This is a genomic window from Paenibacillus sp. FSL K6-1318 (assembly GCF_037976905.1).
Lineage (GTDB): Bacteria > Bacillota > Bacilli > Paenibacillales > Paenibacillaceae > Paenibacillus > Paenibacillus amylolyticus_A.
Window position 1 is genome coordinate 567620 of record NZ_CP150270.1, and the last position, 23026, is coordinate 590645.

The 23026-nt window shown below is 48.0% G+C and carries 20 protein-coding genes; 15 read left to right on the forward strand and 5 right to left on the reverse strand.

Going from position 1 to position 23026, the window contains the following annotated elements:
• Positions 1 to 8 precede the first annotated feature (8 nt).
• The 6 genes from NYE45_RS02665 to NYE45_RS02690 all read left to right on the forward strand — a co-directional run bounded on the left by NYE45_RS02665 (position 9) and on the right by NYE45_RS02690 (position 7468).
• Positions 9 to 1190: an arginase family protein gene (locus NYE45_RS02665; RefSeq protein WP_340015461.1), complete on the forward strand. Its 1182-nt coding sequence runs from the start codon at positions 9 to 11 to the stop codon at positions 1188 to 1190.
• Between the two features lie 2 nt (positions 1191 to 1192).
• Entirely contained in the window at positions 1193 to 2170 is a 978-nt protein-coding gene (locus tag NYE45_RS02670; RefSeq protein ID WP_340015462.1) for a hypothetical protein, read from the forward strand.
• Positions 2171 to 2192: 22 nt separating this feature from the next.
• A complete protein-coding gene (locus NYE45_RS02675) occupies positions 2193 to 3497 on the forward strand; it encodes an insulinase family protein (RefSeq protein ID WP_340015463.1) in 1305 nt (434 codons plus the stop codon).
• Positions 3490 to 4713 carry a pitrilysin family protein gene (locus NYE45_RS02680; protein WP_340015464.1) on the forward strand — a complete coding sequence of 408 codons (1224 nt, stop codon included), beginning with the start codon at positions 3490 to 3492 and terminating at the stop codon, positions 4711 to 4713. The genes NYE45_RS02675 and NYE45_RS02680 overlap by 8 nt, the downstream gene beginning before the upstream one ends.
• Before the next feature lie 30 nt (positions 4714 to 4743).
• Positions 4744 to 5532 (forward strand): 4'-phosphopantetheinyl transferase superfamily protein, encoded by a 789-nt coding sequence (locus NYE45_RS02685; protein WP_340015466.1) that lies wholly within the window; start codon positions 4744 to 4746, stop codon positions 5530 to 5532.
• A 124-nt stretch (positions 5533 to 5656) separates the two neighbouring features.
• Positions 5657 to 7468, forward strand: coding sequence for a S9 family peptidase (locus NYE45_RS02690; protein WP_340015467.1), 1812 nt, complete (start codon positions 5657 to 5659; stop codon positions 7466 to 7468).
• Positions 7469 to 7640: 172 nt separating this feature from the next.
• Here the strand turns inward: NYE45_RS02690 and NYE45_RS02695 are convergent, their stop codons facing one another.
• From NYE45_RS02695 to NYE45_RS02710, 4 genes are all read right to left on the reverse strand, one after another.
• Entirely contained in the window at positions 7641 to 8678 is a 1038-nt protein-coding gene (locus tag NYE45_RS02695; RefSeq protein WP_340015468.1) for an aminoglycoside phosphotransferase family protein, read from the reverse strand.
• 21 nt (positions 8679 to 8699) lie between these two features.
• Positions 8700 to 9674 carry an SMI1/KNR4 family protein gene (locus NYE45_RS02700; protein WP_340015469.1) on the reverse strand — a complete coding sequence of 325 codons (975 nt, stop codon included), beginning with the start codon at positions 9672 to 9674 and terminating at the stop codon, positions 8700 to 8702.
• 166 nt (positions 9675 to 9840) lie between these two features.
• Entirely contained in the window at positions 9841 to 10872 is a 1032-nt protein-coding gene (locus tag NYE45_RS02705; protein ID WP_062837278.1) for a ribonucleotide-diphosphate reductase subunit beta, read from the reverse strand.
• A 364-nt stretch (positions 10873 to 11236) separates the two neighbouring features.
• Positions 11237 to 13555: a ribonucleoside-diphosphate reductase subunit alpha gene (locus NYE45_RS02710; protein WP_340015471.1), complete on the reverse strand. Its 2319-nt coding sequence runs from the start codon at positions 13553 to 13555 to the stop codon at positions 11237 to 11239.
• A gap of 774 nt (positions 13556 to 14329) precedes the next feature.
• Here NYE45_RS02710 and NYE45_RS02715 point away from each other — a divergent pair.
• The 3 genes from NYE45_RS02715 (at position 14330) to NYE45_RS02725 (ending at position 16508) form a co-directional block, all read left to right on the forward strand.
• Positions 14330 to 14656, forward strand: coding sequence for an MTH1187 family thiamine-binding protein (locus NYE45_RS02715; RefSeq protein ID WP_076332692.1), 327 nt, complete (start codon positions 14330 to 14332; stop codon positions 14654 to 14656).
• Between the two features lie 226 nt (positions 14657 to 14882).
• Complete coding sequence (locus tag NYE45_RS02720; RefSeq protein WP_145151937.1) at positions 14883 to 15251, forward strand: hypothetical protein; 369 nt, start codon at positions 14883 to 14885, stop codon at positions 15249 to 15251.
• A gap of 24 nt (positions 15252 to 15275) precedes the next feature.
• Complete coding sequence (locus NYE45_RS02725; RefSeq protein WP_340015472.1) at positions 15276 to 16508, forward strand: exo-alpha-sialidase; 1233 nt, start codon at positions 15276 to 15278, stop codon at positions 16506 to 16508.
• A gap of 87 nt (positions 16509 to 16595) precedes the next feature.
• Here NYE45_RS02725 and NYE45_RS02730 read toward each other — a convergent pair whose 3' ends face one another.
• Positions 16596 to 17720 carry a PsbP-related protein gene (locus tag NYE45_RS02730; protein WP_340015473.1) on the reverse strand — a complete coding sequence of 375 codons (1125 nt, stop codon included), beginning with the start codon at positions 17718 to 17720 and terminating at the stop codon, positions 16596 to 16598.
• A 267-nt stretch (positions 17721 to 17987) separates the two neighbouring features.
• Between NYE45_RS02730 and NYE45_RS02735 the strand changes: the two genes are divergently transcribed.
• The 6 genes from NYE45_RS02735 (at position 17988) to NYE45_RS02760 (ending at position 23024) form a co-directional block, all read left to right on the forward strand.
• Positions 17988 to 18092 carry a hypothetical protein gene (locus NYE45_RS02735; protein ID WP_017690880.1) on the forward strand — a complete coding sequence of 35 codons (105 nt, stop codon included), beginning with the start codon at positions 17988 to 17990 and terminating at the stop codon, positions 18090 to 18092.
• Positions 18093 to 18135: 43 nt separating this feature from the next.
• Positions 18136 to 18243 (forward strand): sporulation protein YjcZ, encoded by a 108-nt coding sequence (locus tag NYE45_RS02740; protein WP_201028111.1) that lies wholly within the window; start codon positions 18136 to 18138, stop codon positions 18241 to 18243.
• Positions 18244 to 18415: 172 nt separating this feature from the next.
• Complete coding sequence (locus tag NYE45_RS02745) at positions 18416 to 18715, forward strand: hypothetical protein (RefSeq protein ID WP_340015474.1); 300 nt, start codon at positions 18416 to 18418, stop codon at positions 18713 to 18715.
• 969 nt (positions 18716 to 19684) lie between these two features.
• A complete protein-coding gene (locus tag NYE45_RS02750; protein ID WP_340015476.1) occupies positions 19685 to 20281 on the forward strand; it encodes a sigma-70 family RNA polymerase sigma factor in 597 nt (198 codons plus the stop codon).
• Positions 20278 to 21261, forward strand: a complete 984-nt coding sequence (locus tag NYE45_RS02755) for an anti-sigma factor (RefSeq protein ID WP_340015477.1) — start codon at positions 20278 to 20280, stop codon at positions 21259 to 21261. Before NYE45_RS02750 ends, NYE45_RS02755 begins: the two co-directional genes overlap by 4 nt.
• Positions 21262 to 21512: 251 nt before the next feature.
• Positions 21513 to 23024 (forward strand): HD domain-containing phosphohydrolase, encoded by a 1512-nt coding sequence (locus NYE45_RS02760; protein WP_062837288.1) that lies wholly within the window; start codon positions 21513 to 21515, stop codon positions 23022 to 23024.
• The last annotated feature ends 2 nt before the right edge of the window (positions 23025 to 23026 follow it).

Consider the following 23026-nt stretch of genomic DNA (forward strand, 5'->3'; position numbering starts at 1 on the left):
GCTTTTGCATGAAAACATCAGAACCTGCTTATCTGGTACGTCGCATTGCAGATGCGTGGATCGCTGCGGATGAAACGTTCACCCAGTTTTATGAGCTGGAACCGGCGAAAGAGCTGGAGCCACAACGCCCCCCGGATTTGCCGGGGGTTGAACCTGCGGAAGCGCCTTTTTTTTTGTATGAGCCTCTCATCGGTCATCGGGCTCCTCAACTGGGGATCTTGGGTATCCCCCATTCTGGTGGGACAAGCATGTTAAACTCCTCCGTTGCCGGACTTGCGCATGCGTTACGCGTAGAATCGTGGAAAAAGGTCATCTATCCATCGTTGCAAGAGTCCGGGAATTCGAGCTTGTACGACATTGGAAGTGGAAGACGATTGCTTGAGAACGTAGCCATGCAGGATTGGGGTACTTGTCTTATGAACGAAGCGGAGGCTAATACAGCTGTTCCTTATAAAAAAGGTCTTGCGGCCGCACTGGATCATGCGCTGGATCAACAGACGCTATTGTGCTGCATTGGCGGAGACCATTCCATTACGTATGCTGTGCTTCAGATGATGGCAAAGGCCCAGGGCAGTCGAAGAGTGCTGGTCCAGTTCGATGCTCATCATGATTGCGGTATCGATGCCATCCATCAGGAGCATCCCAGTCACTCCAATTTTGTGAGACATTTGCTAGAGCAGGGTACGGTTGCTGCTGTTGTACAGATCGGCCTGCGTGGTCTTCGCTCAGCAGACCAGATGTACAGCCATCCCGGCTTGATTCAGATATCGGCAGAGCATATGACACCTGAGAGGGTGAGCCATGTTCTGAACGAGGTAAGACAGAAGTACGATGTCGACTCGGCTTATTTAACGTTTGACTTGGATTCCCTTGATCCGGGAAGCTTCCCGTTTGTTGATTTTCCGATTTCTGCTGGACCGACGTGGCAGAACATTCGAGACTGCGTTATTGCAGCGCTGGAAGTCCCGATATCTTATGAAGGGATGGATATGGTTGAAGGACAGGGTGTTCAATCGGATCGACACATACCTGGACAATATGAACTGGCACTTCGAATGTTGGTCTATATGATGGATGGCATCGACCGGAATCGTCGGCGGTTTGAATCGTCTTGCAGAACTGGTGCAGCCAAGGAAGGAATGCTGTCGGGAGCGGGAGTATCCATGAATCAGGGTATACAGGAGGTGTAAGCATGGAGGATTTTCATACACTATATACGTTACATCGGGAACAGGTCAGGGAGGAGTTGTATAGGGAAAAGGCAGACGGAATTCAACTGGGATTCTTCTATGCGCTAATGAACATTGTTAAGGAGCTTTCTCCTCTTCAACCGGAATCGTCACCAGAGTCGATCTGGATGGATTATCTGGCCTTTTTAAGGACAGTTGACGAACACAAAAAAAGCCCGTACTCCTTTATGGATTGGGATGAAGTCGAGGGTCTTGAACATCTGCAAGCGACGTTGCAGGAAGGTGGGGCTTTGTTGACCTGGCATTACGGATTCGTCAGGCATAACATGATCACCATCGGACAAGAGATTCGTGCAGGCCACATGAAGTCCGGATTACCTTTCTATCTGGTGGCTGAACAAGGCACCGTAGAGCAGGAACAGAAGCTGTCGTCCTGGAACACCCTACGGCAGTTTGCAGGTGCTGATCTGCTGAATGCCGAGGATGAGATGATTGGCATACGATTATATTCTCATTTGCGAAAGGGAGGTTCATTCAATCTTTTCGTAGATGGTCAGACCGGATTCAACGCGGATAATCGCGCAGTGGAGCTTCCTTTCTTGAGTTCGCGTATCCGGACGAGGAGCGGTATTTTTCGTATTTTAGCCAAGACACGCAAGCCTGTATGCCCCTATTTCATGACATTGACTGAAGATTTTCGTTCCAAAATTGTCTTCTTGCCGCCTTTCATATTAGAAGGGGATATTCAGGAATCAGCAGGACGTGTATATGAGCCGTTTCGCAATCAACTGCTGAAGCAGCCTGCACTATGGAGATTCTGGGACCGTCATCATCAGCAAGTGATTCACTGGAAAGAGGATGAGTCTAACCTTCATTCATCGGAAGCCGAGAGTCAGGTGGACTGGTTCTCCAAGCCACTGGAGGGATTCGGTCAGCTTGGACTGAACACCGCGAGTGGCATGATCTACAATTTGGGTTAAGCGTCAGATAAGGGGGGCAAGGATGCAGTCTTTCATTAGTGAGCAATACAATCGTCTATCGGTCCATGTGATGCCAACAAGGAAGTACGCCAACGATTATCTCCATCTGTGTATCGTTAACGAACAGGGGAGAATTCCATCAGCGGTGTTTGCAGTCATTGTGCGGCTGCTTTTCAGGCAGGATTCGCTCGGCAAAAGAAAGCTACAACAGCAACTATGGTCCATGTATGCGGATGAGCTGAGATGCGAATTGGAGCAAAAGGGGGAGACCCAGCTTGCATCCATCCAGTTGCGTATCCCTACAGGGTTGCTGCCCGGAACCGAGGCACGGACGCGGGATGCGCTGAAGCTGCTCGCAGACATGATGTTCGAACCGAGCCTTAGGGGCGGATTTGATTTTAATGAAGTGCAGATCCAGGAGGAACTTGCCTGGGCAGAACATCATGCTGGCTATGATGTTTCCGATTGGGACAAGGTGGTACAGGGTCGTAGTTTGGAATGGCTTGGGTATGTAGGACGAAGCAGGGAAGCCGACTTGGAGCAACTGCAACATTGTGTGCGTGATGGTAAACTTCAGCAATGGTACCGGGAGGTGCTATGCAGCCCAATACATATTCATGTGATCGGTGATTTCCAGTCGGATGTGATGATAGCTCAGGTCATGGAGACCTTTTTGCCTTCGGTTGTCACGGCTGAGGGGGGAGAAACTCCATCTGTGATCGGGTATCAGCCTACTGAGCGTCTGGAGGAAGGCGAAATGATGCTTGAATTGATGGATGTTCAGCAATGCAAAATTAATGTGACCTTTACCACCGGGGTAACATATGGATCGCCGGACTATCCTGCACTGTTTCTGTTTCATTCCCTGTTTGGTGCTACGCCTGCTTCCAGGCTGCAATCCAAGCTTCGTGAACGAAAGCAATGGGTGTATCAGATCTACAGCACGCTGGATAATTATCGCGGAACGCTTCATGTGACAACGGGAACAAGCAGTGGATATGTGACAGAGGTGCTTGAAGCGATAGACGCTGAATGGCTGAGGATATGCAGTGGAGACATTCAGGAAGTGGAGCTGAATAGAGCGATTCAGAATGTGATGCATTATGTGCAGGTGGGTTACGATCTGCCTGAGCAGGTGGTCAACCTTCATATTGATCGGTTGCTCAACCAGGTTCAGATGACCACTCCGCAATTCCTGGAAGCCATATCCTGCGTTACTGCAGTACAAGTGGCCGAGGTAGCCTCTGGCATGAAAAAGGCTGTCACCTGGATTTTGTATCCTGAGAGTGAATATTCCGCACCAGTACAGGAGGTGACTCATGAATAGTATTGTGAATATTGTGCCGGTCCGCAGGCGATTGTCCAATGGTCTGTCGGTCCACATTTTCCCCGAGCCCCAGTTCCACCATACTTTTGTTTCGTGGTCCGTGTCCTATGGCTCAATCCATGATGCAGCCCTGCCCGGCAGAGCACATTTCCTTGAGCATATGATGTTCTACAATCCCGATAAAAGGCTCGTCAAGCCGCTATTTCATACTCTGGGAGCTTCGACATCTGCATTGACACGTTACGATGTAACGACTTATCAGCTGGCCTGCACAGGCGATTTGAAACGAAGTCTGGAGTTGTTCACCGGCATGCTCGCTACTCCATATTTCACCCCGATGCATATGGAACAGGAACGGGCCGCCATTCATCAGGAGCTGTCCATGTATGCAGACCAGCCCTCCTGGCGAGCTTTGCAGCAGTTGACTCAGATGATGTATGGCAGCAATCACCCCATCACGATGGATGTTGCAGGCACACCGGATAGTCTGTACCAAATAACTACGGATGAGCTAAAGCATGCCTACAACACTCGCTATGCCACAGGGAGAATGGCGGTAGCGGTGGCTGGTCCAGTTGAAGCGGAGTTCATTGCGGATATGCTGGAGCAATTCCCTGCGATGGAACCACTGAATGGTGCCTACATGCCAGAAGTTACACTTCACTATTTAGGTGAGGATTCCAATAAGCAATATCGGGAGATTGAATCTGGATTGCCCTTGCCGCTTGTAAGGTATGGGTTCCGTGCCGAAGATGGGATGCAATTGAAGGAGCAAATCGCTTGCATGATCGGCATTGAAGCCTTACTGGGTGAAACTTCTAATTTCCACGCCGAATGTATGGAGTTGGGTCTGCTTTATAAGGGTACAGCATGGGACCACTATTATCGCAAGGAATTTGCCTTTTCGAATGCTTGTGGGTATTCAGCAGATCCTGTTTCTTTATATAACCGGGTCGAGGAGACGTGTGAGCATATTCAGAACGGAGTGCTATCCCTATCCAACTTGAACGATGCGCGGATGAAGTGGTTAAGCAAGTATTATGCAGACATGGATTCGTTAAAACAGCGATGTATGCATGTCTCCGAATATGAGGTGATCGGACTGGATTATATGCAGCTCGGTACGCATGCACTTGAATTAACAGAAGAAGACGTTATGAGTGGTCTCAGAACTATGGCAACGTCTGCCCGTCTGCGGATGGTTGTTATACGATAGTATGAATCCACGCATAGGGAGGAGAGCCTTATGGATTCCAAAACCGGAACAATCAGCAGCCTTCTGGCAATGAGGGAACAAGGGAATGATACGTTTGTGTCAATTGTAGAGGAACCGGAGATCCATATTTGGACACAAGCTTTGCCCATAAGAGATGATCAACTGCAGACAGCTACTGCCATGGACTCCAGTGCACTGACTTTAGAAGAACATGAACGTATGGTCAGAATCAGCACGACCTCACGGCTAAAGGCTCATTGCTGGATGATTTCGAGGGTTTTCATGCGAAGAGTGCTGGCTCGGTACATGCAGGTTCAGGAACAGGATATTCTATTTCAATACGGGACCAGCGGAAAGCCTTATCTCGTGGGAGGTCCACAATTCAGCCTTTCGCATACGAATGGGCTGTGTGTACTGGCGGTTACATGTACTAACAACGAGCTTGGTGTGGATGTGGAATGGGTACGTCCACTCCTGCAAGAGCAAGCCATTATCCAACGTTTTCTGACGGAAGAGGAGCGGGATTATGTGCTGGAAGCCGTGTGTTCCGGGGAGGATTCTTCTTCCCTGCTGTGGAAAGTCCTCACAGGCAAGGAGGCCTGGATTAAGGCTTCGGGTCAATCTTTATGTGGACAGTGGAGAAATCTGAATACGGTACAGGCTATCCGTAATTATGAATATTTGCTGGAATGGGACGGACAGAATTATATGTTGAATTCTCTGGATATGGGCAAGGGCTACGCCGCATCATTATGCGTGACAGGGACGGAGAGATCACTCATACGCTGGATGAATGTGACAGATCATATACAAAGCTAAAGGGGAATTGGAAATAAAATCTTACATATCTATTGTCTAAACAATGGAAGTACCTATAATATGGACAAATGGTACCTTAATTTACCAATGTTAAATTCGTTGGTTCAATCCAAGGAGGTTTGTCATGATTCAGTTCCCTAAACCGGATGTCGAGCAATATTTTCAGACGTACCGAATTTCGCATTTTGCCGTATCGGCCGACGAGAAACGTTTGTTCATGGACAGCAATCTGAACGGTCAGCCAAATATTTGGGCGATGGATTTGCCCGGAGGGTACCCGTATCCTTTAACGTACTTGAATCAGAGTAGTGCATTTATCAAAGCAGACCCGCAAGGACGTCATCTTCTTACCGCGTTTGATCGGGATGGTGACGAGAACTATCATCTGTATGCACTCCCACCTGAGGGTGGTGTTCCACTGCCTGTGGTTCCGGCGGAACCGAATGACCGCTGTTATTACGCCCACTTATCTGAAGATGGAAAGCGTTTGTATTATATAACCAGCGCAGGTAACCCGAATTATCTCAATTCGCGCCGAGTAAATTTGGAGACGGGAGAGGACGAACTTCTGCATCAGGGTGACGGCGTGACGAGCAATCTGGTTGCTGTAAGCCCAGATGAACAGGCCTATGTCATTTTGAAAGTTTATTCAAATACGTACCAGACAGCTCATCTGTATCGTGAAGGTGAAGAACAGGAGATCCTGCCAGCCTCAAAGCGGCAGAGTCAGATCACGGATCTGATTTTCGCAGATGACAATCGTCTTCTGCTGATCACTAATGATAACTCACCATACTCGTATGTGGCTGAGTACCGGATCGATTCTGGTGAGTACCGTCCATTGTGCAAAATCGAAGGGGAAGATGTGGAGTTCATCCGCTGGCATCAGGCTTCCGAGACCTTATATTTTTGGACACTTACAGGGCCGGAGAATCGTATGTACGTATTGGGTAAAAATGCCGATGAGCCTCGGCGCATAGAGATGCCGCTGGATACAATTGAGCAGGTGACTGTTACGAAGGCAGGTAATGTATATATTCTGGGGCGTGGAGCAATCCAGCCGCATAACATTTATCGCAAAATGGCAGGTGCTGAGTCCTGGGAGCCGCTGACTGCCAATCGGGTAACTGGACTGGAGCCAAGTGATCTCGTGTACCCAGACGTCATTCGGTATAACTCCTACGACGGACTGGAGATCGAAGCGCTTTTGTTCAAAGCAAAGCCAGAGCAGGCCAATGGTTACACGGTATTTTGGCCACATGGCGGGCCGCAGGCATCGGAAGCGAAGTTTTTTCGGCCGATGTTCCAGATGATGCTCGCTCAGGGCTATCATATCTTTGCACCGAACTTCCGTGGCAGTACCGGATATGGTGCGGAATTCGTCAAATTGGTTGAGCGAGATTGGGGCGAAGGTCCAAGGCTGGACTGTGTTGCCGGGATCAACTGGTTGTTTGATCAGGGAATTACATCGCCAGAGCGGTTGTTTGTGGTAGGTGGAAGTTACGGGGGATACATGACCCTGCTACTAGCAGGGCGCCATCCGGAGCTCTTCCGGGCTGCGGTCGATATTTTTGGGCCGAGCAACCTGTTCACATTCCTGGAATCCGTGCCGGAGGACTGGAAGCCGATGATGGATAACTGGCTGGGTGATCCGATCCGTGACCGCGAACGCCTAACGAAGGATTCACCGATTACGTATCTGGATCAGATGGTAAACCCGATGCTGGTCATTCAGGGGGCCAATGATCCAAGAGTCGTGAAGGCCGAATCCGATCAGATCGTGGCCGCGCTCCAGTCGAAGGGACTTGATGTGGAATACATCGTTCTGGATGATGAGGGTCATGGCTTCTCCAGAAAGACAAACGAAATTCTTGTGTACCGCCGGATGCTGGAGTTTTTGCAGAAACATCAGGAGTCACCGGTCGCACAGGCTTAAGTTGAGCGGGGTTCATCGTTGATCGAAATATATCGTGGTATGACGAAAACCGCCAGAGATCATCATTGATCTTTGGCGGTTTTATGCGTTCGCCCGGATGTTGGGCGACATATATGGAACGATACATACGTAAGTTTGGAAGGCCGCTATCCATTGAGCACCCTGTCCAAATCTAATCATCCAGTAATGCAAGTATCGAATCGATGGACTGCTCTGCCCACTGTGCAAAAGGCAGGTCTGCTGCCCACGTCACTTGTCCTGTCGCTTTGGCTTCACCCCACCACAAGATACGTTGATAGAGCAGATGCACGCTGAGACGTGCATGGAAGTACTGACATTTCTCCACATCTGCTGCACAGACCAGATCCCTGTAGCAGCGAAGGAACTGTGCGGCCAGTTCTGGCTTACCCTCACGGACATACCTGGTGGACATTTTGGTTAAGTCGGCTGTGCCGTCTCCGAAATAGGCAGTTGTGAAATCGAACAGGCCACTAATTTCCCAGTCGGAAGAAGGGTCATCCTTTTTTTGAACTAGCACATTCTCGACCTTGAAGTCTCCCATGACAAACCCGGGAACAGCTTTGGACCGAAATGCCGGTTCAGCATTCTTGAATTGCTCGTCCACCCACTGCACATCTTCATCCGTAATCACCGAGTACTGTTCAGCATCATGTAACCAGTGGCGGATGGTTCCGTACAACCAGTCCAGATAATCGCCTGCAAAGGAAACAATCTGCTTCGCTACAGGGTCATATTCCCCAGCATCAGGCACCTTCCAGCGGTGCAGTTCAGCCAAAGTATGGGCAAACATACAGGCGATCTCTTCCTGATCTTGCTGTGACAGTGAGGCCTGGAATGCTGGATCATACAGGTGATTCCCGGGCAGGCGCGGCATTATGGCATAACTCCAACCCAGAAGATTGATATCTTCGTGTAATAAATAGGGGTCAGGGACGGGAATGGACGTATGCTTCGCCAGTTGCTCTACGAAGAACTTTTCTTCCTGTAACTGTCCTGAATATAACGGATTACCTTTCAGAATATACTCTCCACGGGAAGAGCGGATGAGCAGTGTTTGGCCCATAACGCCTTTATCCGTTCGTTGATAATCTTCAAGGGTCCCCAGATCATATTCATTCAGCGCATCTTGCAATGAAGCTGACGCCACTTCGCCGAGTTGTTTGGAACCAAAATATATACGGGTTGTCATATGGCCGGACCCTCCTGGATTTTAGTCCTCATTCTGTTCGTCAGACAGGTCATACGTATCCTCATCGAGCAAGCCACGGATGAAAGCTTCAAAATTCGGCGCAAGATATGTAATCTCATAATCATTTTCCTGATCCACATGAACCACACAAGGCTCGCCTTCAGGACCACAGAATCGATAATCCAGCATAACGACATCATGACCAGCGGACGGACAATCACAGATCACAATCCCCAGATCGGGGTATCCCCAATCTTCGATCATGAACCGACTTCCCAGCTCACCACCCAGTGCGTATATCTTATCGTGTCCAATTCCCATAATGCTTGAAATGGCAATGTGATCATCAGCCCAGGAAGTCGCTTCTTTGGTGGGAAATACAGTGAGCGCGGGGATACCGCCGTTCTGGGTATTCATTAAATGAATATAGGAAGCGGGCAGCTTGTACCCCAGTTCCTTCTCAATAGACACAATCTCTTCTTCGTCGAAAGGTTCCGATACATGATTTTCCTGCGCATAATCGCTGTGTACCCAGAACGTTGCGGGGACGTAAGTCCCTGATGCCGCTCTTAGATGGTTCTGTGTGCCGCTCTGCTCCAATGCTGCGATATTCTCTTCATGGCGTTGTCGATCAAGCCGCATCTTCTCCGCTTGGGGACGAATCTGGCGAAGGAATTCAAGCGTAGACTCATCATGAGGCAGAAGTTCGTCAGCTCTCTCAAAAGCGAGTAGTGCCTGTTCATAGCTCGCGATGTAACAGTATGCGTAACCCAAGCGGTATTGCCAGAGCGGATCGCTTACTCCTCGCTCCTGAACAGACAACAACTGTTGAATGGCTTCGCGGTAGCGTGCATCATTGTTATAGGCTCTGGCGAGTTGACCAATCAGATCATAGTCCCGCTCAGATTCAGGTATACGTTCAATACGTTCGATAATGAGACTGAATTCGTCCTGCTCATGCCATAAGTTGATTTGTTCCAGCAGTTCTCTTTCCATTAATAGGCCTCATTTCAGTCGGAGGGATGTGAATCTCTTCCAAACTATCTTACTAGGTTAAGAGACAAAAAAACACTCCCGCATGCAGATAGCCATGAAGGCATTCTATCCAAGGGAGTGCTTTAATGTGTGCTTATTTATATTGGTAATACTCGATCAGTAGAGTTTACAAATCGTCAAATCCGTTATCGTCGCCAACTTTACCGTAGTTACGGGATTTAGCTTCGAAGAAGTCGGTTTTGGTTGCATTCAGTGCTTCATCGGAGAATGGTTTGATCCAAGGCATGCAGTTTACATCCACACCTTCATACGCTTTCTCCATACCCATCAGACGCAGACGTTTGTTGGCGATGTACTTGATGTAGTCTTCCAACTCGTTCAGGTCAATACCGCGTACGTTGCTGAGTGTGTAATGTGCCCAGTTGGTTTCAAGCTCAACAGCACGATGGATGGTTTTGTATACATAGTCCATGTTCTCAGGTGTGTTCAGTTCAGGGAAGTCTACCAGCAACTGTTTATATACTTCAGCGAAGAAGTAACAGTGTTGGTTTTCATCCCGCTGGATATACGAGATCATTTGGCTGGTTGCCATCATTTTCTGGTCACGGGCCAGATTGTAGAAGAAGGCAAACGTACTATAGAAGAAGATTCCTTCGAGTACCAGATCGGCTACCATCGCCTGGAAGAATGTCTGTGGAGACGGTTCGTCCCGGAAGTTTTGATAGATATCAGCGATGAAACGGTTGCGGTCAAGCAGTACCGGATCATGTTTCCAGTATTCAAAAATTTCTTTTTGCTCCCGATCAGATACGATCGAAGACAGGACGTAGGAGTACGATTGGTTATGAACAACTTCCTGTTGTCCGATAATGGCCGAGATCGCTTCGAGTGAAGAATCGGTAAAGTAACGTTTTACATCACCAACAAACATCGTCTGCATGGAATCAAGTACCGCGAGCAGGGAGATGTTGATTTTGAACGTACGTTGTTCTTCCTCGTCCAGTTGAGCAAACTGGGAAGCATCTTTGGACATTGGAATCTCGTCTGCGATCCAGTGGTTGAGTAGCAGTACTTTGTACAATTTGTACATATGAGGCATGCGAATGTCGTTCCAGTTCAGGATACCGGAGCATTCACCTTCAATAATACGGGTCGATTGGTTAGGGGCTTCGGTGTTGAAAATTTTCTGTACTTGCATTGTTCCGTTCACTCCTTGAATGAATTTACACTGTATAACTACGATGACAGAACAACCTTCCGATCGCTATTATCCCCTGATTTTTTTGATCCACTCTTTCAAAGGGGAAATCCGGTGATAAAGGCGAGCGCTCCGCTTCTTCAGCTTTGTTCTGTCCTCTTCGTTATCGTGTAATCATTAATTCTTTTATATATTAGGGTTCTATAATGTGGCATCTATATCAACATCTTGCGATGCTGTGATCGTGTTTAGGCAAAAAAGAACCAGGGCAACGCCATTTTGCAATCAAAACAGGATGCCCTGGTGGTCACCTTGAATCTAGTAAATCTTCTCTATCATGGATAAAACGGATCTTGCGCAAAAATCAAGATTCTTCAATCGTTAATGCCCGGCTACGCACATAATAAGTTGATTTCATGCCGGCTCTCCAGGCGTGCAGATGCAATTCCAGGAATTCTGTTGCTTTGATATCCGGTCGAACGTAGAAGTTAAAGCTTTGTCCCTGATCGACGTGGCGCTGACGGGCAGCCGCCATATTAATGGAAGCATGTTGATCCACCATGAACGCCGTTTGGTAATAAGGGCTTGTTTTTTCGGACAGATCCGGAGCCGGATTGGCAATTTTGTATGTTGTTTTCTCTTCATAAGACAAAAGCTCATAGAGCGGATCAATACTAGCCGTTGAACCGGCAATGATGGACGTGGAACCGTTAGGTGCAATGGCGAACAACCAAGCATTACGTACACCGTTCTGCTGTACTTCGGCTTGCAGTTCTTTCCACTGTTCGGTTGTCACGAACTCGCCTACACGCTCACCTGACGTGTACTCGCGTTGGTCAAAGTAGTGACCACTTTCCCAATCGGAACCTTTGAATTTCGGATAATGTCCTTTTTCTTTGGACAGCTCCATACTGGATTTCACGAGCAGGTAGTTAATTTTTTCATACAGATTATCGTTATATGTTACCGCTTCGTCAGACTCCCAATGAATGCCTTCGAGAGCAAGCAGGTGGTGAAGTCCAAACGTGCCCAGACCGACTGCGCGATATTGGCTGTTGGTATATTGGGCTTGCAACACTTCAATGTTGTTAATGTCGATAACGTTGTCCAGCATGCGCACCTGAATCGGAACGAGACGTTCCAATACATTATGAGGTATAGCACGTGCCAGATGGATGGAGTTCAGGTTGCAGACAACAAAGTCGCCAGGCACTTTGGAAATCACGATGCGAGTTTGTCCATCTTTGGTTACGAGTTCTTCCTTTTCAATTACAGTGGCAGACTGGTTCTGCATGATTTCGGTACACAGGTTGGAGGAGTATACCATACCGTGTGCACGGTTAGGATTCGAGCGGTTAACCGTATCCCGGTAGAACATGTATGGCGTACCTGTCTCCAGTTGGGATTTCAGTACACGCTTCATGATGTCGATCGCCTGTACTGTAATCCGGGACAGCAGTGGGTGATTCACCGCTTCTTCGTATTTATCACGGAACGCACCTTCGCCAAAGGACTCATCATAGAAATCTTCCAGTCCGAGTGCACGACCGTTCTCGTCTTTCCAGCCCATCACTTTCTTCGTTTCGTGCGGACAGAACAGGCTCCATTCGCCGCGAGTGGATACCCGCTCCATGAACAAGTCAGGCAGACAGATGCCGTGGAATACGTCATGCGCACGCATCCGCTCGTCGCCGTTGTTCAGCTTTAGATCGAGGAAGGCCAGGATGTCTTTGTGGAAAACGTCGAGATAGACGGCAATGGCACCTTTACGTGTACCGAGCTGGTCTACGCTAACCGCTGTATTGTTCAGTTGGCGAATCCAAGGGATTACACCGGAACTTGTATTTTGGTGACCACGAATATCCGAACCACGAGCTCTGACTTTGCCGAGGTAAACGCCGATGCCGCCACCCATTTTGCTCAGACGTGCTACATCCGTGTTGGAATCGAAGATACCTTCGAGTGAGTCGTCCACCGTATCAATGAAGCAGCTGGAGAGTTGTCCGGCTACTTTTTTACCTGCATTGGACATCGTAGGAGTAGCTGCGGTCATGTACATGTTGCTCATTGCCCAGTAAGCTTCCTTGACGAGATCCATACGTTTCTCGGCAGGCTCCTGATGCATTAGGAACATGGCGATAACCATATAACGTTCTTGTGGCAATTCCATTACTTTTCCATCAAAATCGTGAGCGAGGTAACGTTCTGCCAGTGTGAGCAAGCCGATGTAATCGAAGAGCAGATCGTTGCGATAGTCGATGCACTCAGCAAGTTCGTCGATCTGTTCTTTGGTGTAACATTCCAGCAATTCTTCGCGGTAGATACCTTTCTTCACGAGATCTACAAGAAGAGGATGGAATGCGCCGTAAGGCTCGTCCGCGTAAGACTTGTATCTGCGGTTGGTAGCCGCTTTTTTGTATAGGGAAGTGAGCAGGGAGCGTGCCGCTGCAAATTTCCAGTTAGGCTCCTCTTTGGTTACCAGTTCCAGTGCGCTCATGATAAAAGCGTTGCTGATTTCGTCTCCGGTAACTTCATCACGGCGGAGCTTGCTGTTTACCCCACGTACCAGACGTTCCTTGTCCAGCATTTCCAGTCCTTCCAGAGTACGGTCGGCATATACCGAGATACGCATATCATCAAAGGCAAGCTGGCGGTTGTTCGGCTTGGTCACAACTTGTGGCATGAATATTCCTCGCTTTCGCATGTTTAAGAGATAAATTGGAGAAATTCTTTATATAAAGAATTGAGTGTCTTCTTACGGTGAGAAAAAGGTAAAGGTTGCGTTTGGCGGACTGAAACGGCGGTGACAGGTCATGTCTTAAATCGCTCAACTTGAGGAGCACAAAACAGCACAATGCAGAACATGCTCATATAAAAAGCATTCTCCCCGCCTCGCGGCTGAAAATGCCCATGGATGCTCTGGCTTCCTTACTGTCTTGGAGGTTCAGCATATCGACAGAAAAGGGTGCTTATGTAAGCTTTTGTCTATTACAGATGTGCCTGTAGTTTGAGGGTACCGGATGCAGTCCAAACAGCCCCGTTAACCTCCGAGTCAACTCTGTTTCGAGAAAGCGATTTACACCTACAGGGACGTGCCTTTGGAGGTGATTTCATCCTGTTTTTCGCGAGAATGCAGAAGGTGACTAATAGAAGCGGAGAAATCTAGTGTTACTACATTTTGTAGCTGTCAACATACTGTAACCCAACATATTGTGTTTGTAAAGTGGGCCGATACAGTAAAACGTAATTCCGAGTATACCATTTAAGCCAGGAATCCGCAAAGGAAAAGGACTGGAAGATTTGAAGATTTATCAAAAAAAATTTTTGACCAATTTGAATGACGTCTTCACGTCAGTTTGAATTGTAACGTATTCAACTGGTAGAATAAAAACAGTCAAAAATCGACTAAAAATAAGTGGCAGCGGTTGTTCACGGGGCCCAGAGGAGGCGGAGCAAAATGGCAATAGCAGAAGTGACTGTAATTCCAATCGGAACGGGTACGACCAGTCTGAGCAGTTATGTGGCAGACATGCAGAAGGTATTGGAACATCAACGGGGCATTACATATCAGTTAACTTCCATGAGCACCATTATTGAGGGGCCGCTTAACGAGGTCTTTACAGCAATTGCGGCTTTGCATGAAGCGCCGTTTTTGTCAGGAGCTCAGCGTGTATCCACATCCGTCAAGATCGACGACCGTCGGGATAAACCGGATGCCTCAAGCATACAGAAGTTACAATCGGTTCAGGACAAACTGACATCACTTCAGACAAGACCTAATTAACGAAGTACAACGCAGTGAAAAAAATAGTCTCAAATCACTACTGCAGGTCCCGGTCCGGGGCTTGCAGTTTTTGCTCTATATTGTGGTTTTCAAAGTTAGGCGATTCTTGCAAGGATTCTTTCAGAAATTCGCATATTCTGCCGTGTCTTTCAACGAGAGATCACATATTTTATAGTATGCTGTCAAGCTTTGTCGACGGTGGTATAAGAGGAAGGGAGGCATGACGATGCCCTACAGTACAGGTCTCATCTTCAACACTCCGATGGGGAATGATCGTGCGACACAACTGATCGTTACTTGCCTAAATGATTCTCTCAATATTCCCTCAAATATTGAACTTCAGGTCTTTCGCTGGGATACTTCCCAGAACGCCAGAATTCCAATAGGCCATGATCTGTTCCAGTTACCAGCCCAAGTGTCCAAAACTTTATTGTATACCCTTAATGCAGCGGATTATTTTGAGGTTCAAAGCGACTATTTCAGTGCAACCAGCACGATCATTCAGGTGTATAGTCTGGATTCCGCAGGGAACATTACGCAGCGTGTGCTGCAATCGGAGATGGTATGGGTGGACCGCTTTACGAATATTCCTTAACACGAACGGATGGAGGTGTATGCAATGCCGGTTGTAAATATTACAGGGGCGCTCGGAGGCAGTCAATTTGAACCATCAATTGCGGTGAACGAATTACTGCCCAATATTATGTGTGTTGTTGCCGTCGATACAAGTGCGGGACCGACACGGACCGGATTCTATCGTTCCATTGACGGGGGGCAGACCTGGACGACAGGAATCTTGCCGCAGCCTGCCGGATACGAAGGGGCTGAAGCACCTACGATTGATTATACCTTTCCCAGTACATTCATTGTGACGGTGCATGTGTTCAATGGGGAGAATGACGGAACGATTATCAGTTATACTTCTCTTGATGATGGGGTGAGTTGGACCCCGCCTGTATTTGTTAACAGGGGTTATGGACTCATTGTACACAATGATGAACCGTTTGTTGCCTGTGATCGTACACCAGGCAGCCCGTATCGAGGGAATGTTTATGTGGGCTATACTCCGCTGGCAACAGCAGCTTCTTCAATCTTTTTACAACGGTCTGTGGATGTGGCATCAACATGGCAGATTCCCAGTCGAATTTCCAATCCTAGAGGCTTCCATGATCGGGCGACCATCGGGATTGGATTCACTGGGCAAGTCTACGCTGGCTACATCCTCACGGGTCCGGGCAGCGCGTATGCATTACTTCGGACTTCCTATGATGGGGGAGCCACCTTCCAGCCACCTCTAAGTAATCAGTCCACGCTAATTGCCTCTGTGGTACCTTCACCACAGGTTCTGCCTGTGCCCAATTATGCATTTCGAGTTCAAACCAACCTGAATCTGGCTGCAGATATATCTAACAGTATCTATAGTGGTACGGTGTACGCCGTTTGGAACGATGCCCGGAACGGTTACACGGATGTATTCATGTGCAGCTCACCGGACGGATTGCTCTGGAGTGAGCCGGTCAGTATTACCGGAGCACCCGCGGGAACACAGAATTTCTTCCCTTCCCTTACCGTATCTCCGTTCACCGGTGTGATACGGGTTATCTACTACACCAACCAGCTCGATGGTTTTTTGCTGGATGTTTATGTGGCGGAATCGTTTAACGGAGGGGCAACCTTTACGAATCGGAGACTCACTACAACATCGTTCAACCCGAATGGGAACTCGCCTACACCGACCGTGCTCATTGGCGACTATATTACGGCTTACACCCAGGCACCCGACAATCTGGCCGCGGTATGGATGGCAACAACTCCGCCCACAGGGAAGCTGGATGTATATTTCGGGTCATAGAACAAGGATATGTGTATAAATTAAAGGACAAAAAGGACCAGCTTAACGTTCATTAAGCTGGTCCTTTTTGTATATGCATATAACATTTTAATCTGCAATTACCAATGAGGCACCAATCAAAGTGGCGTTAGTATAACCACCACCAACATTTTCAAAAGAGAAGTTGGTAATTGGTGCACCGATCACAGTAGCGTAATCGCCGTCAAGCAGATCTCCCGTCGTTGCAGGGTATAACGCGATAATATCGTTTCCGTTTTCATCCATGACATGAACGATAGAGAAAGTTGCTCCAAGAGAGCTATCTTCTTCAACGGAAATGACTTCCCCGCTAACTTGTACGAAAGTATTGTAATAGTTGGACACATTTTTATTCAGATGACGGGTCGTTACATTGGAGTCAACGAGACCCCGTACCTTTTTGCTTAGTTCTGCCGTAATGGCCGGGAATACATCGCTATGTTTACCAAAGAAATCGTAAGAAGCCTGCTCCATAAAGGCTGTATCTTCTGTAATGTACGGAGTTAACTCATTAAAAAAATCGGCAACTGATGACGTGACCGATGAATTTCCAGTCGTTGCAGTTGGTGCTGTTTGCTCCAGAGGAGCAGTAATGCTCAGGGAATCAAGGATATCTTTGATCTCGTCCTGATTATAAGTATCCTTGGCGTAGGTTAACGTCATGCTATAGAGTTCTGTATTGGTTGGAATCAGATATTGGACAAGGACAACATCTGTACCCGATGTGTGTTTATAGGAGCCTTCCAAGACACCAGCGCTATATTCTTTATAAGGCTTGTTGGTGTAGCTGGTTTTTTTATAATCGGAAATGCCGATAGTTGAACCGTTTTGTGTGTAATAATCAACTACATTATTGGCGTATTCTTCAGGGTTGATTGAACCTGATGAGCTAGCCTCAATCGTCAAGTTAACGTTATCTGCGAATGTTGCTGATGAAGATTGGTCCGAGAAAGCAGCTTTAATTGCCGGAACATTCATTTGACTTGTATCTACGCTTTTCCAGGATTCAGGATATGCAAAAGAAAATCCTTCTCCACTATATGTAGTGTATTTCGCAGTTGTAGCTTCCGTTGAAACAGTTTCAGTTGCTTGGGTTGCTTCCGAAGTTTGGGTATCGGCTGTTGTGTTTGTTTCTGAATTACCACAAGCGCTAAGCAATGCGGCTAGCGCCAGAATCGTAATAAGTTTCTTCATTATTTAACAACTTAAAATCTAATGATATACCGTATGGGTAATCTTATTGGACGATAGTACATTAACTTTACTAAGGTAACTGTGAGATTTACTTATGAGTTAAACACAGTGGAATATCGCATTCAGACTTAAGAACTAACCCTGTGTATATGTGCAAGGAGAGATTAATCTGTGGAAAAAAGAGCCGCCCATTTTCGGCCTGAGCCCGGTCCCATGTGTAATTGGTGCATATAGTGAACTGTACCTCAAATCAAAGGAGGGGTTTACATGAGTGGAGTAGTAGGTGGATACGGCGGCGCATGGACATCGACTGGCGCGATCTTGGTTCTCTTTATCTTGTTGGTCATCATCTCTAAAGCATTCTTGATCTAATAAACCGTTTGGACCCTAATATATTCGTAAAGGAGGGTTCTGCATGAGCAAAGTAGTTGAAGGCGTAGGATACGGCGGCTGGACATCGACTGGAGCAATCCTGGTTCTGTTCATTCTTCTCGTAATCATCACTAAATCTTTCTGGGTATAATATGGCGAGCTCTGCCGGGCAACCGGTGGGGTTTTTTTTGTAGAGGACAAGCATGGGAAGCACACCCAACGGCTAAACGCCCATTTTGTCAAAATGAGGGCAATAGCCCGGTCCAGAGTTAGGCTAAATACATAGGTTAGGGGTGTAGGCAAATGTTAAGGAGGAATGAACAATGAGCGAAGTAAAACCAAACTCACCGAACGGACAGGGGCACGTATACGGACATATGGGGGGACATGAGCACATGTATGGATATCAATACACAGGTCACGAGATGCACGGATATGGTTGCGGAACAATGCCAATGGGTTATGGTTACGGACACCAGCCTAATCAGGCTCCAATGATGCACGGTTATCACCACGGTTGTGGAGTTTCCTATGGTCATGGCGGCGGAAGCTGGGGTTCCATGGGTACGATCCTCGTACTGTTCATCTTGCTGGTTATTATCTCCAAAACCATGTTTATCTAATAAGTTGTCAGTGCAACGCGGCTTTGCTGAATGTGGATCATTACGATAGGGGCTGGTTCAGAAAGCTCTAGACTAAGTCAAACCCTGAGTTTGATGAGGGGGCGTAACGTTCCTGATGATTCAGAGAGGGACAGCGTAGGAATTCATCCTGCGTTGTTCCTTTTTTGTTGCGGGAGCAGTTTCTTTAACGAACTCCCAGGCTCTATTCGATGAATTCAGGGCATTTCGAACGTTTAACGAATCGTAGACATCTTATTATCTGAATCTGGGCATGTTTGGAGCCTATACTGATAAATTGATATCGATTAACGTGGCTGAGATTCGTTAGATTTTACATAGCACAGAAATCTCAATATAAGGTGTGCAGAATGCGTTAGCGTCTGATAAGCGGAAGGAGAGACTTTGCTCAATGAAGGAACGATGTCCGACAGTATGTAGATGATGCTGAAATGTGTATGTAGACATGGATAAACACCCGGAACCCAATTCCGGGTGCTTGTGTATGTTTTCAATCTTCTCAAGAATAAGTGATATCCAAAACAACAAAAGCCCTACCTCTCTTTTGTCCTTGCGGCTCCGATGACCGCGCCAGTGTGAATGGGAACATCTTGTGAAACTCTGTACTACCGGGTTATTGTTATGCAGGTTCTTCAATCTTCATAGGTTGATTGTACTTATTCGCTGCGGTCGCAGCATGAAGAAAATATTCCGGGGTTTAAAGAAGACAGAAATCATATGAGGTTGTTTGATACAACTCTTATACTATACCACAGGTTGTAATTTTTTGCAATAAAAAGGAAAGCCGCGAACAGAGCAACATGTTTTTGGACTGTTTTTAAGTTAGAAGGTGAAAGGTTAGTTTGAAAAGATACAGAAAATTTTTCAAACTATTTCTCCATAGAGGTAATCCTCTTCAAAAGTTTCTGCGTAGGTTATAATAAGAGGGAAGAAACAGAAAGGGGCCCTCGCATGACTGAATCGATGGAGGACAGCAGGTTAATGCGGCAGATTGCGGAACGAGATGCTTCCGCACTGGAGCTTTTATATGACCGTTATGAGCGAGCGGTATACTCTTTTGCCTACCGGATTGTTGGTGATCCCATGACGGCAGAGGAGACCGTTCAGGAACTTTTCCTGCGGGTCTGGAATAATGCTGAACGATACGATGCCTCACAGGGGAAGCTGACCACATGGATGTTTGCGATTACGCGTAACATTGCTGTGGACATGCTGAGGCGGAAATCAAAAGGGGTAGCGGCTACTTCAGTTGAACACGAGACACTGGCGGCCTATGCCGATGAAGATACGAACACGGAAGAAGAAGTACAACGTAAATGGGAAGGCACCCGGATTAAAGAGGCGTTGTCCCAGTTGAACGGTGATCAGCAACAAGTTATCGAATCGATTTATTATGCGGGATTAACCCAGCAGGAAGTATCCAGCAGATTCGGGATTCCGCTGGGTACAGTAAAGAGCCGTGTCAGGCTTGCCATGCGGCAGCTCCAAAAGTTGCTGGCCGATGCTGAATTGCATCCGGACGCGGGAAGGGAGGGCATACATCCATGATAGAACGACATGAGGAGTGGTCTGATCTGGCACCGATGTATGTGCTGGGCGGACTGGAAGCAGAGGAAGTGGCGGCGTTTGAAGCGCATATGGCCAATTGCGAACCTTGTCGCCAGGAGGTGAGGGAATTGCAGGAAGTGACTGGCTTCCTGCCACTTGCGGCGGAACCTGTAGCACCGCCGCCTGGCATGCGAGCACGTGTGCTGGGCAACGTGCTCGGACATGTGCAGGAGAGCGCCGAGGCGAAGCCAGCGGCTGCTCCTGCAGAGCCTGAAGCACCCGTGGTGCTTCAGGAGGACCTTGCGCCGCAGCACGAACGTGCGGCGCAGCCCGGGCCAGGCCTGCCGCCGGTAACGGCGGAGCCTGCGGCCCGGGTGGAAGAGGCTGCCCAGGCACAGCCATGGCAGCCTCAAGCACGCGCGCGTGCGCGCAGCAGCAGCGCCTGGCGCATAGCCAGTGCCGCCCTTGCGGCAGCGGCACTGTTGCTGGGCGTGTACACGGCGCAGCTGCAGAGCCAGATCGACTCGCTGACGCAGCAAGCGGCGGGCTCGTCGGCTACGCAAGAGCAACTGGTGCAGGCACAGGCGCAGAATGCACAGCTGCAGGAGCAGCTGGCATCAGCTCTGGAACCTGCACAGGGCATGCAGACGGGCGAGGCAGTGAAGCTTAATCCTGCAACGCAGGATATTGTAGCTCAGGGTCTCGCAACCATCGTTATTGATAGCAAGGGCACTCACCTGGTTGTGCAGGCTGAGAACTTGCCGAACCTGGAAGGCAACGAGGCATTTCAGGTCTGGTTGATCAAGGGAGATACTCCTCAGAATGCGGGGACTTTCCTTAGTCGTGACGGCACGGGAGCGGTATACTACACACTGGATTCGGCGAACGACTATGATACGGTTGCGATCACGCTTGAACCGGATGCCATGGGAGATGAGCCGCGCGGTACCATGATTTTGGCTGCCAAGATCAAAGGATAGATATAGGACATATCACAAAAGGCTGCTCCTTCGTGGAGCGGCCTTTTCTTGTTGTCCGGATTGCCACCAAGTTACCGCGGAAAGGGTCAAATGTTTTGAAACGTTTCGATAGATGGAGTTTTGGTGTCTAATCAGCAGATTTTATTAATTTTTTTGGTTTGAATAACCGATAAACAAATAGGAGGCTATACCCTTAATCTCCCCGTGACATCAAGGGAGAACTGGTTGCACATAGAGAGCGAGGGGTTCAGTTGGAAGTATACCGTTCATTTATTTTTCGTCTGCTACGCAATTATCTGATCGGTTCACTGGCAGCTGTTTTTGTTGTCGGTACAATGGTTATGGTATCCACCTTGCAGATACCCAATATTCAATTTGTTCGACTCATCTTCATTGTGTTGATATCACTCTTGTTCATGCTTGTTGCAGAATTAATTACACTGTGGGCGCAGCTTGGACCCATAAGGCAATTTTTCGCTTCCGAGCATCACGAGAAAGATGAACTGAACCGCATGTATGAGAGTGTTCATCGTTTCCCCGGACAGACCATATATCGGATTATGGGTCCGCACATGCTTGGTTTTTCAATTCCGGCAGCCGGATTAACAATATGGATGATATCCACGGGGTGGCTTGAGTTCCCTTATGGGTACGTTGTGGTGGCAGCTGCGTGTGCAATTTTGATCGCCGTCATGCATGCACTGATTGAGTATTATCTGACGGTGCGGGCAGTTAGACCCTTGCTGCTTGAGATTCGTCATCGAGGCAAAGTCCAGTATGGGATGGAACCTTCACTGGGAGGACGCATCCTGGTGTCGATTCAGCGTAAATTTCAGCTAAGTACGGCACTGATCGGATTATTTCCTTTATTTTTGTTTTTCCTGGCTACATATATTCGGCTTCAGTATATGGATAGTGAGTTTGCAAAAGAGTACATCCTGTGGGGTGTATTTATCGTCATTCTAGGCGCTGGGTTTGCACTGGTTGGCAGCTGGCTGTTGATTCGGGATGTTCGTGATCCGGTTGCTGAACTGACACATGAGATGAACCGGATTCAAGGGGGAGATCTTGGCAGAAGAGCCCCGGATCTGTATGCGGATGAATTTTCGGCGTTGATCTCCGGCTTCAATATGATGATTAATCGGCTTGAGATGAGACAGGAACGTAATCGGCAGCTGCTGCAAAGTTATTTTTCTACGTTGGCGGCTGCATTGGACGCCCGAGATAAATACACGGCAGGGCATTCCATGCGTGTGGCAGAGTACTCGCTGATGATCGGCAAGCTGAGCGGAATGGATGAAGAACAGGCGGATTTATTGTACAAATCAGCCCTGCTCCATGATATCGGGAAAATCGGCATACCTGATGAGGTGTTGCTGAAGGATGGAAAACTAAGCGATGAAGAATTCGCAATTATTCGGACACATCCCGTGCAGGGGGAGAGCATTCTGCTCCAGATTGAACCCATTGATGCCATGGCGGACTTTCTGCCCGGTGTACGATCCCATCATGAAAGATACGATGGCAAAGGGTATCCGGATGGAATGGCAGGCGATGAGATTCCGCTATTTGGCCGCATCATTGCGGTTGCGGATGCCTTTGATGCCATGACGTCTGATCGACCATACCGGAATGGAATGAGTCACGAGAAAGCGCTAACGATTTTGGAAGAAGGAAAAGGGACCCAATGGGATCCCTATTTTGCAGGTTTGTTTATTGATGAATGGAGACGACAACAGCACATTCAGAAACCGTCGAAGTGAGG

Excerpts from the sequence above, each read along its gene's own strand:
- NYE45_RS02720 (WP_145151937.1), top strand. The coding sequence starts at position 14,883 with ATGCCCTACAGTACAGGTCTCATCTTCAACACTCCGATGGGGAATGAT.
- NYE45_RS02675 (WP_340015463.1), top strand. The coding sequence starts at position 2,193 with ATGCAGTCTTTCATTAGTGAGCAATACAATCGTCTATCGGTCCATGTG.
- NYE45_RS02755 (WP_340015477.1), top strand. The coding sequence starts at position 20,278 with ATGATAGAACGACATGAGGAGTGGTCTGATCTGGCACCGATGTATGTG.
- NYE45_RS02680 (WP_340015464.1), top strand. The coding sequence starts at position 3,490 with ATGAATAGTATTGTGAATATTGTGCCGGTCCGCAGGCGATTGTCCAAT.
- NYE45_RS02735 (WP_017690880.1), top strand. The coding sequence starts at position 17,988 with ATGAGTGGAGTAGTAGGTGGATACGGCGGCGCATGGACATCGACTGGC.
- NYE45_RS02705 (WP_062837278.1), bottom strand. The coding sequence starts at position 10,872 with ATGCAAGTACAGAAAATTTTCAACACCGAAGCCCCTAACCAATCGACC.
- NYE45_RS02700 (WP_340015469.1), bottom strand. The coding sequence starts at position 9,674 with ATGGAAAGAGAACTGCTGGAACAAATCAACTTATGGCATGAGCAGGAC.
- NYE45_RS02730 (WP_340015473.1), bottom strand. The coding sequence starts at position 17,720 with ATGAAGAAACTTATTACGATTCTGGCGCTAGCCGCATTGCTTAGCGCT.
- NYE45_RS02670 (WP_340015462.1), top strand. The coding sequence starts at position 1,193 with ATGGAGGATTTTCATACACTATATACGTTACATCGGGAACAGGTCAGG.
- NYE45_RS02665 (WP_340015461.1), top strand. The coding sequence starts at position 9 with ATGAAAACATCAGAACCTGCTTATCTGGTACGTCGCATTGCAGATGCG.
- NYE45_RS02685 (WP_340015466.1), top strand. The coding sequence starts at position 4,744 with ATGGATTCCAAAACCGGAACAATCAGCAGCCTTCTGGCAATGAGGGAA.
- NYE45_RS02725 (WP_340015472.1), top strand. The coding sequence starts at position 15,276 with ATGCCGGTTGTAAATATTACAGGGGCGCTCGGAGGCAGTCAATTTGAA.
- NYE45_RS02710 (WP_340015471.1), bottom strand. The coding sequence starts at position 13,555 with ATGCCACAAGTTGTGACCAAGCCGAACAACCGCCAGCTTGCCTTTGAT.
- NYE45_RS02695 (WP_340015468.1), bottom strand. The coding sequence starts at position 8,678 with ATGACAACCCGTATATATTTTGGTTCCAAACAACTCGGCGAAGTGGCG.
- NYE45_RS02715 (WP_076332692.1), top strand. The coding sequence starts at position 14,330 with ATGGCAATAGCAGAAGTGACTGTAATTCCAATCGGAACGGGTACGACC.
- NYE45_RS02745 (WP_340015474.1), top strand. The coding sequence starts at position 18,416 with ATGAGCGAAGTAAAACCAAACTCACCGAACGGACAGGGGCACGTATAC.
- NYE45_RS02690 (WP_340015467.1), top strand. The coding sequence starts at position 5,657 with ATGATTCAGTTCCCTAAACCGGATGTCGAGCAATATTTTCAGACGTAC.
- NYE45_RS02750 (WP_340015476.1), top strand. The coding sequence starts at position 19,685 with ATGACTGAATCGATGGAGGACAGCAGGTTAATGCGGCAGATTGCGGAA.
- NYE45_RS02740 (WP_201028111.1), top strand. The coding sequence starts at position 18,136 with ATGAGCAAAGTAGTTGAAGGCGTAGGATACGGCGGCTGGACATCGACT.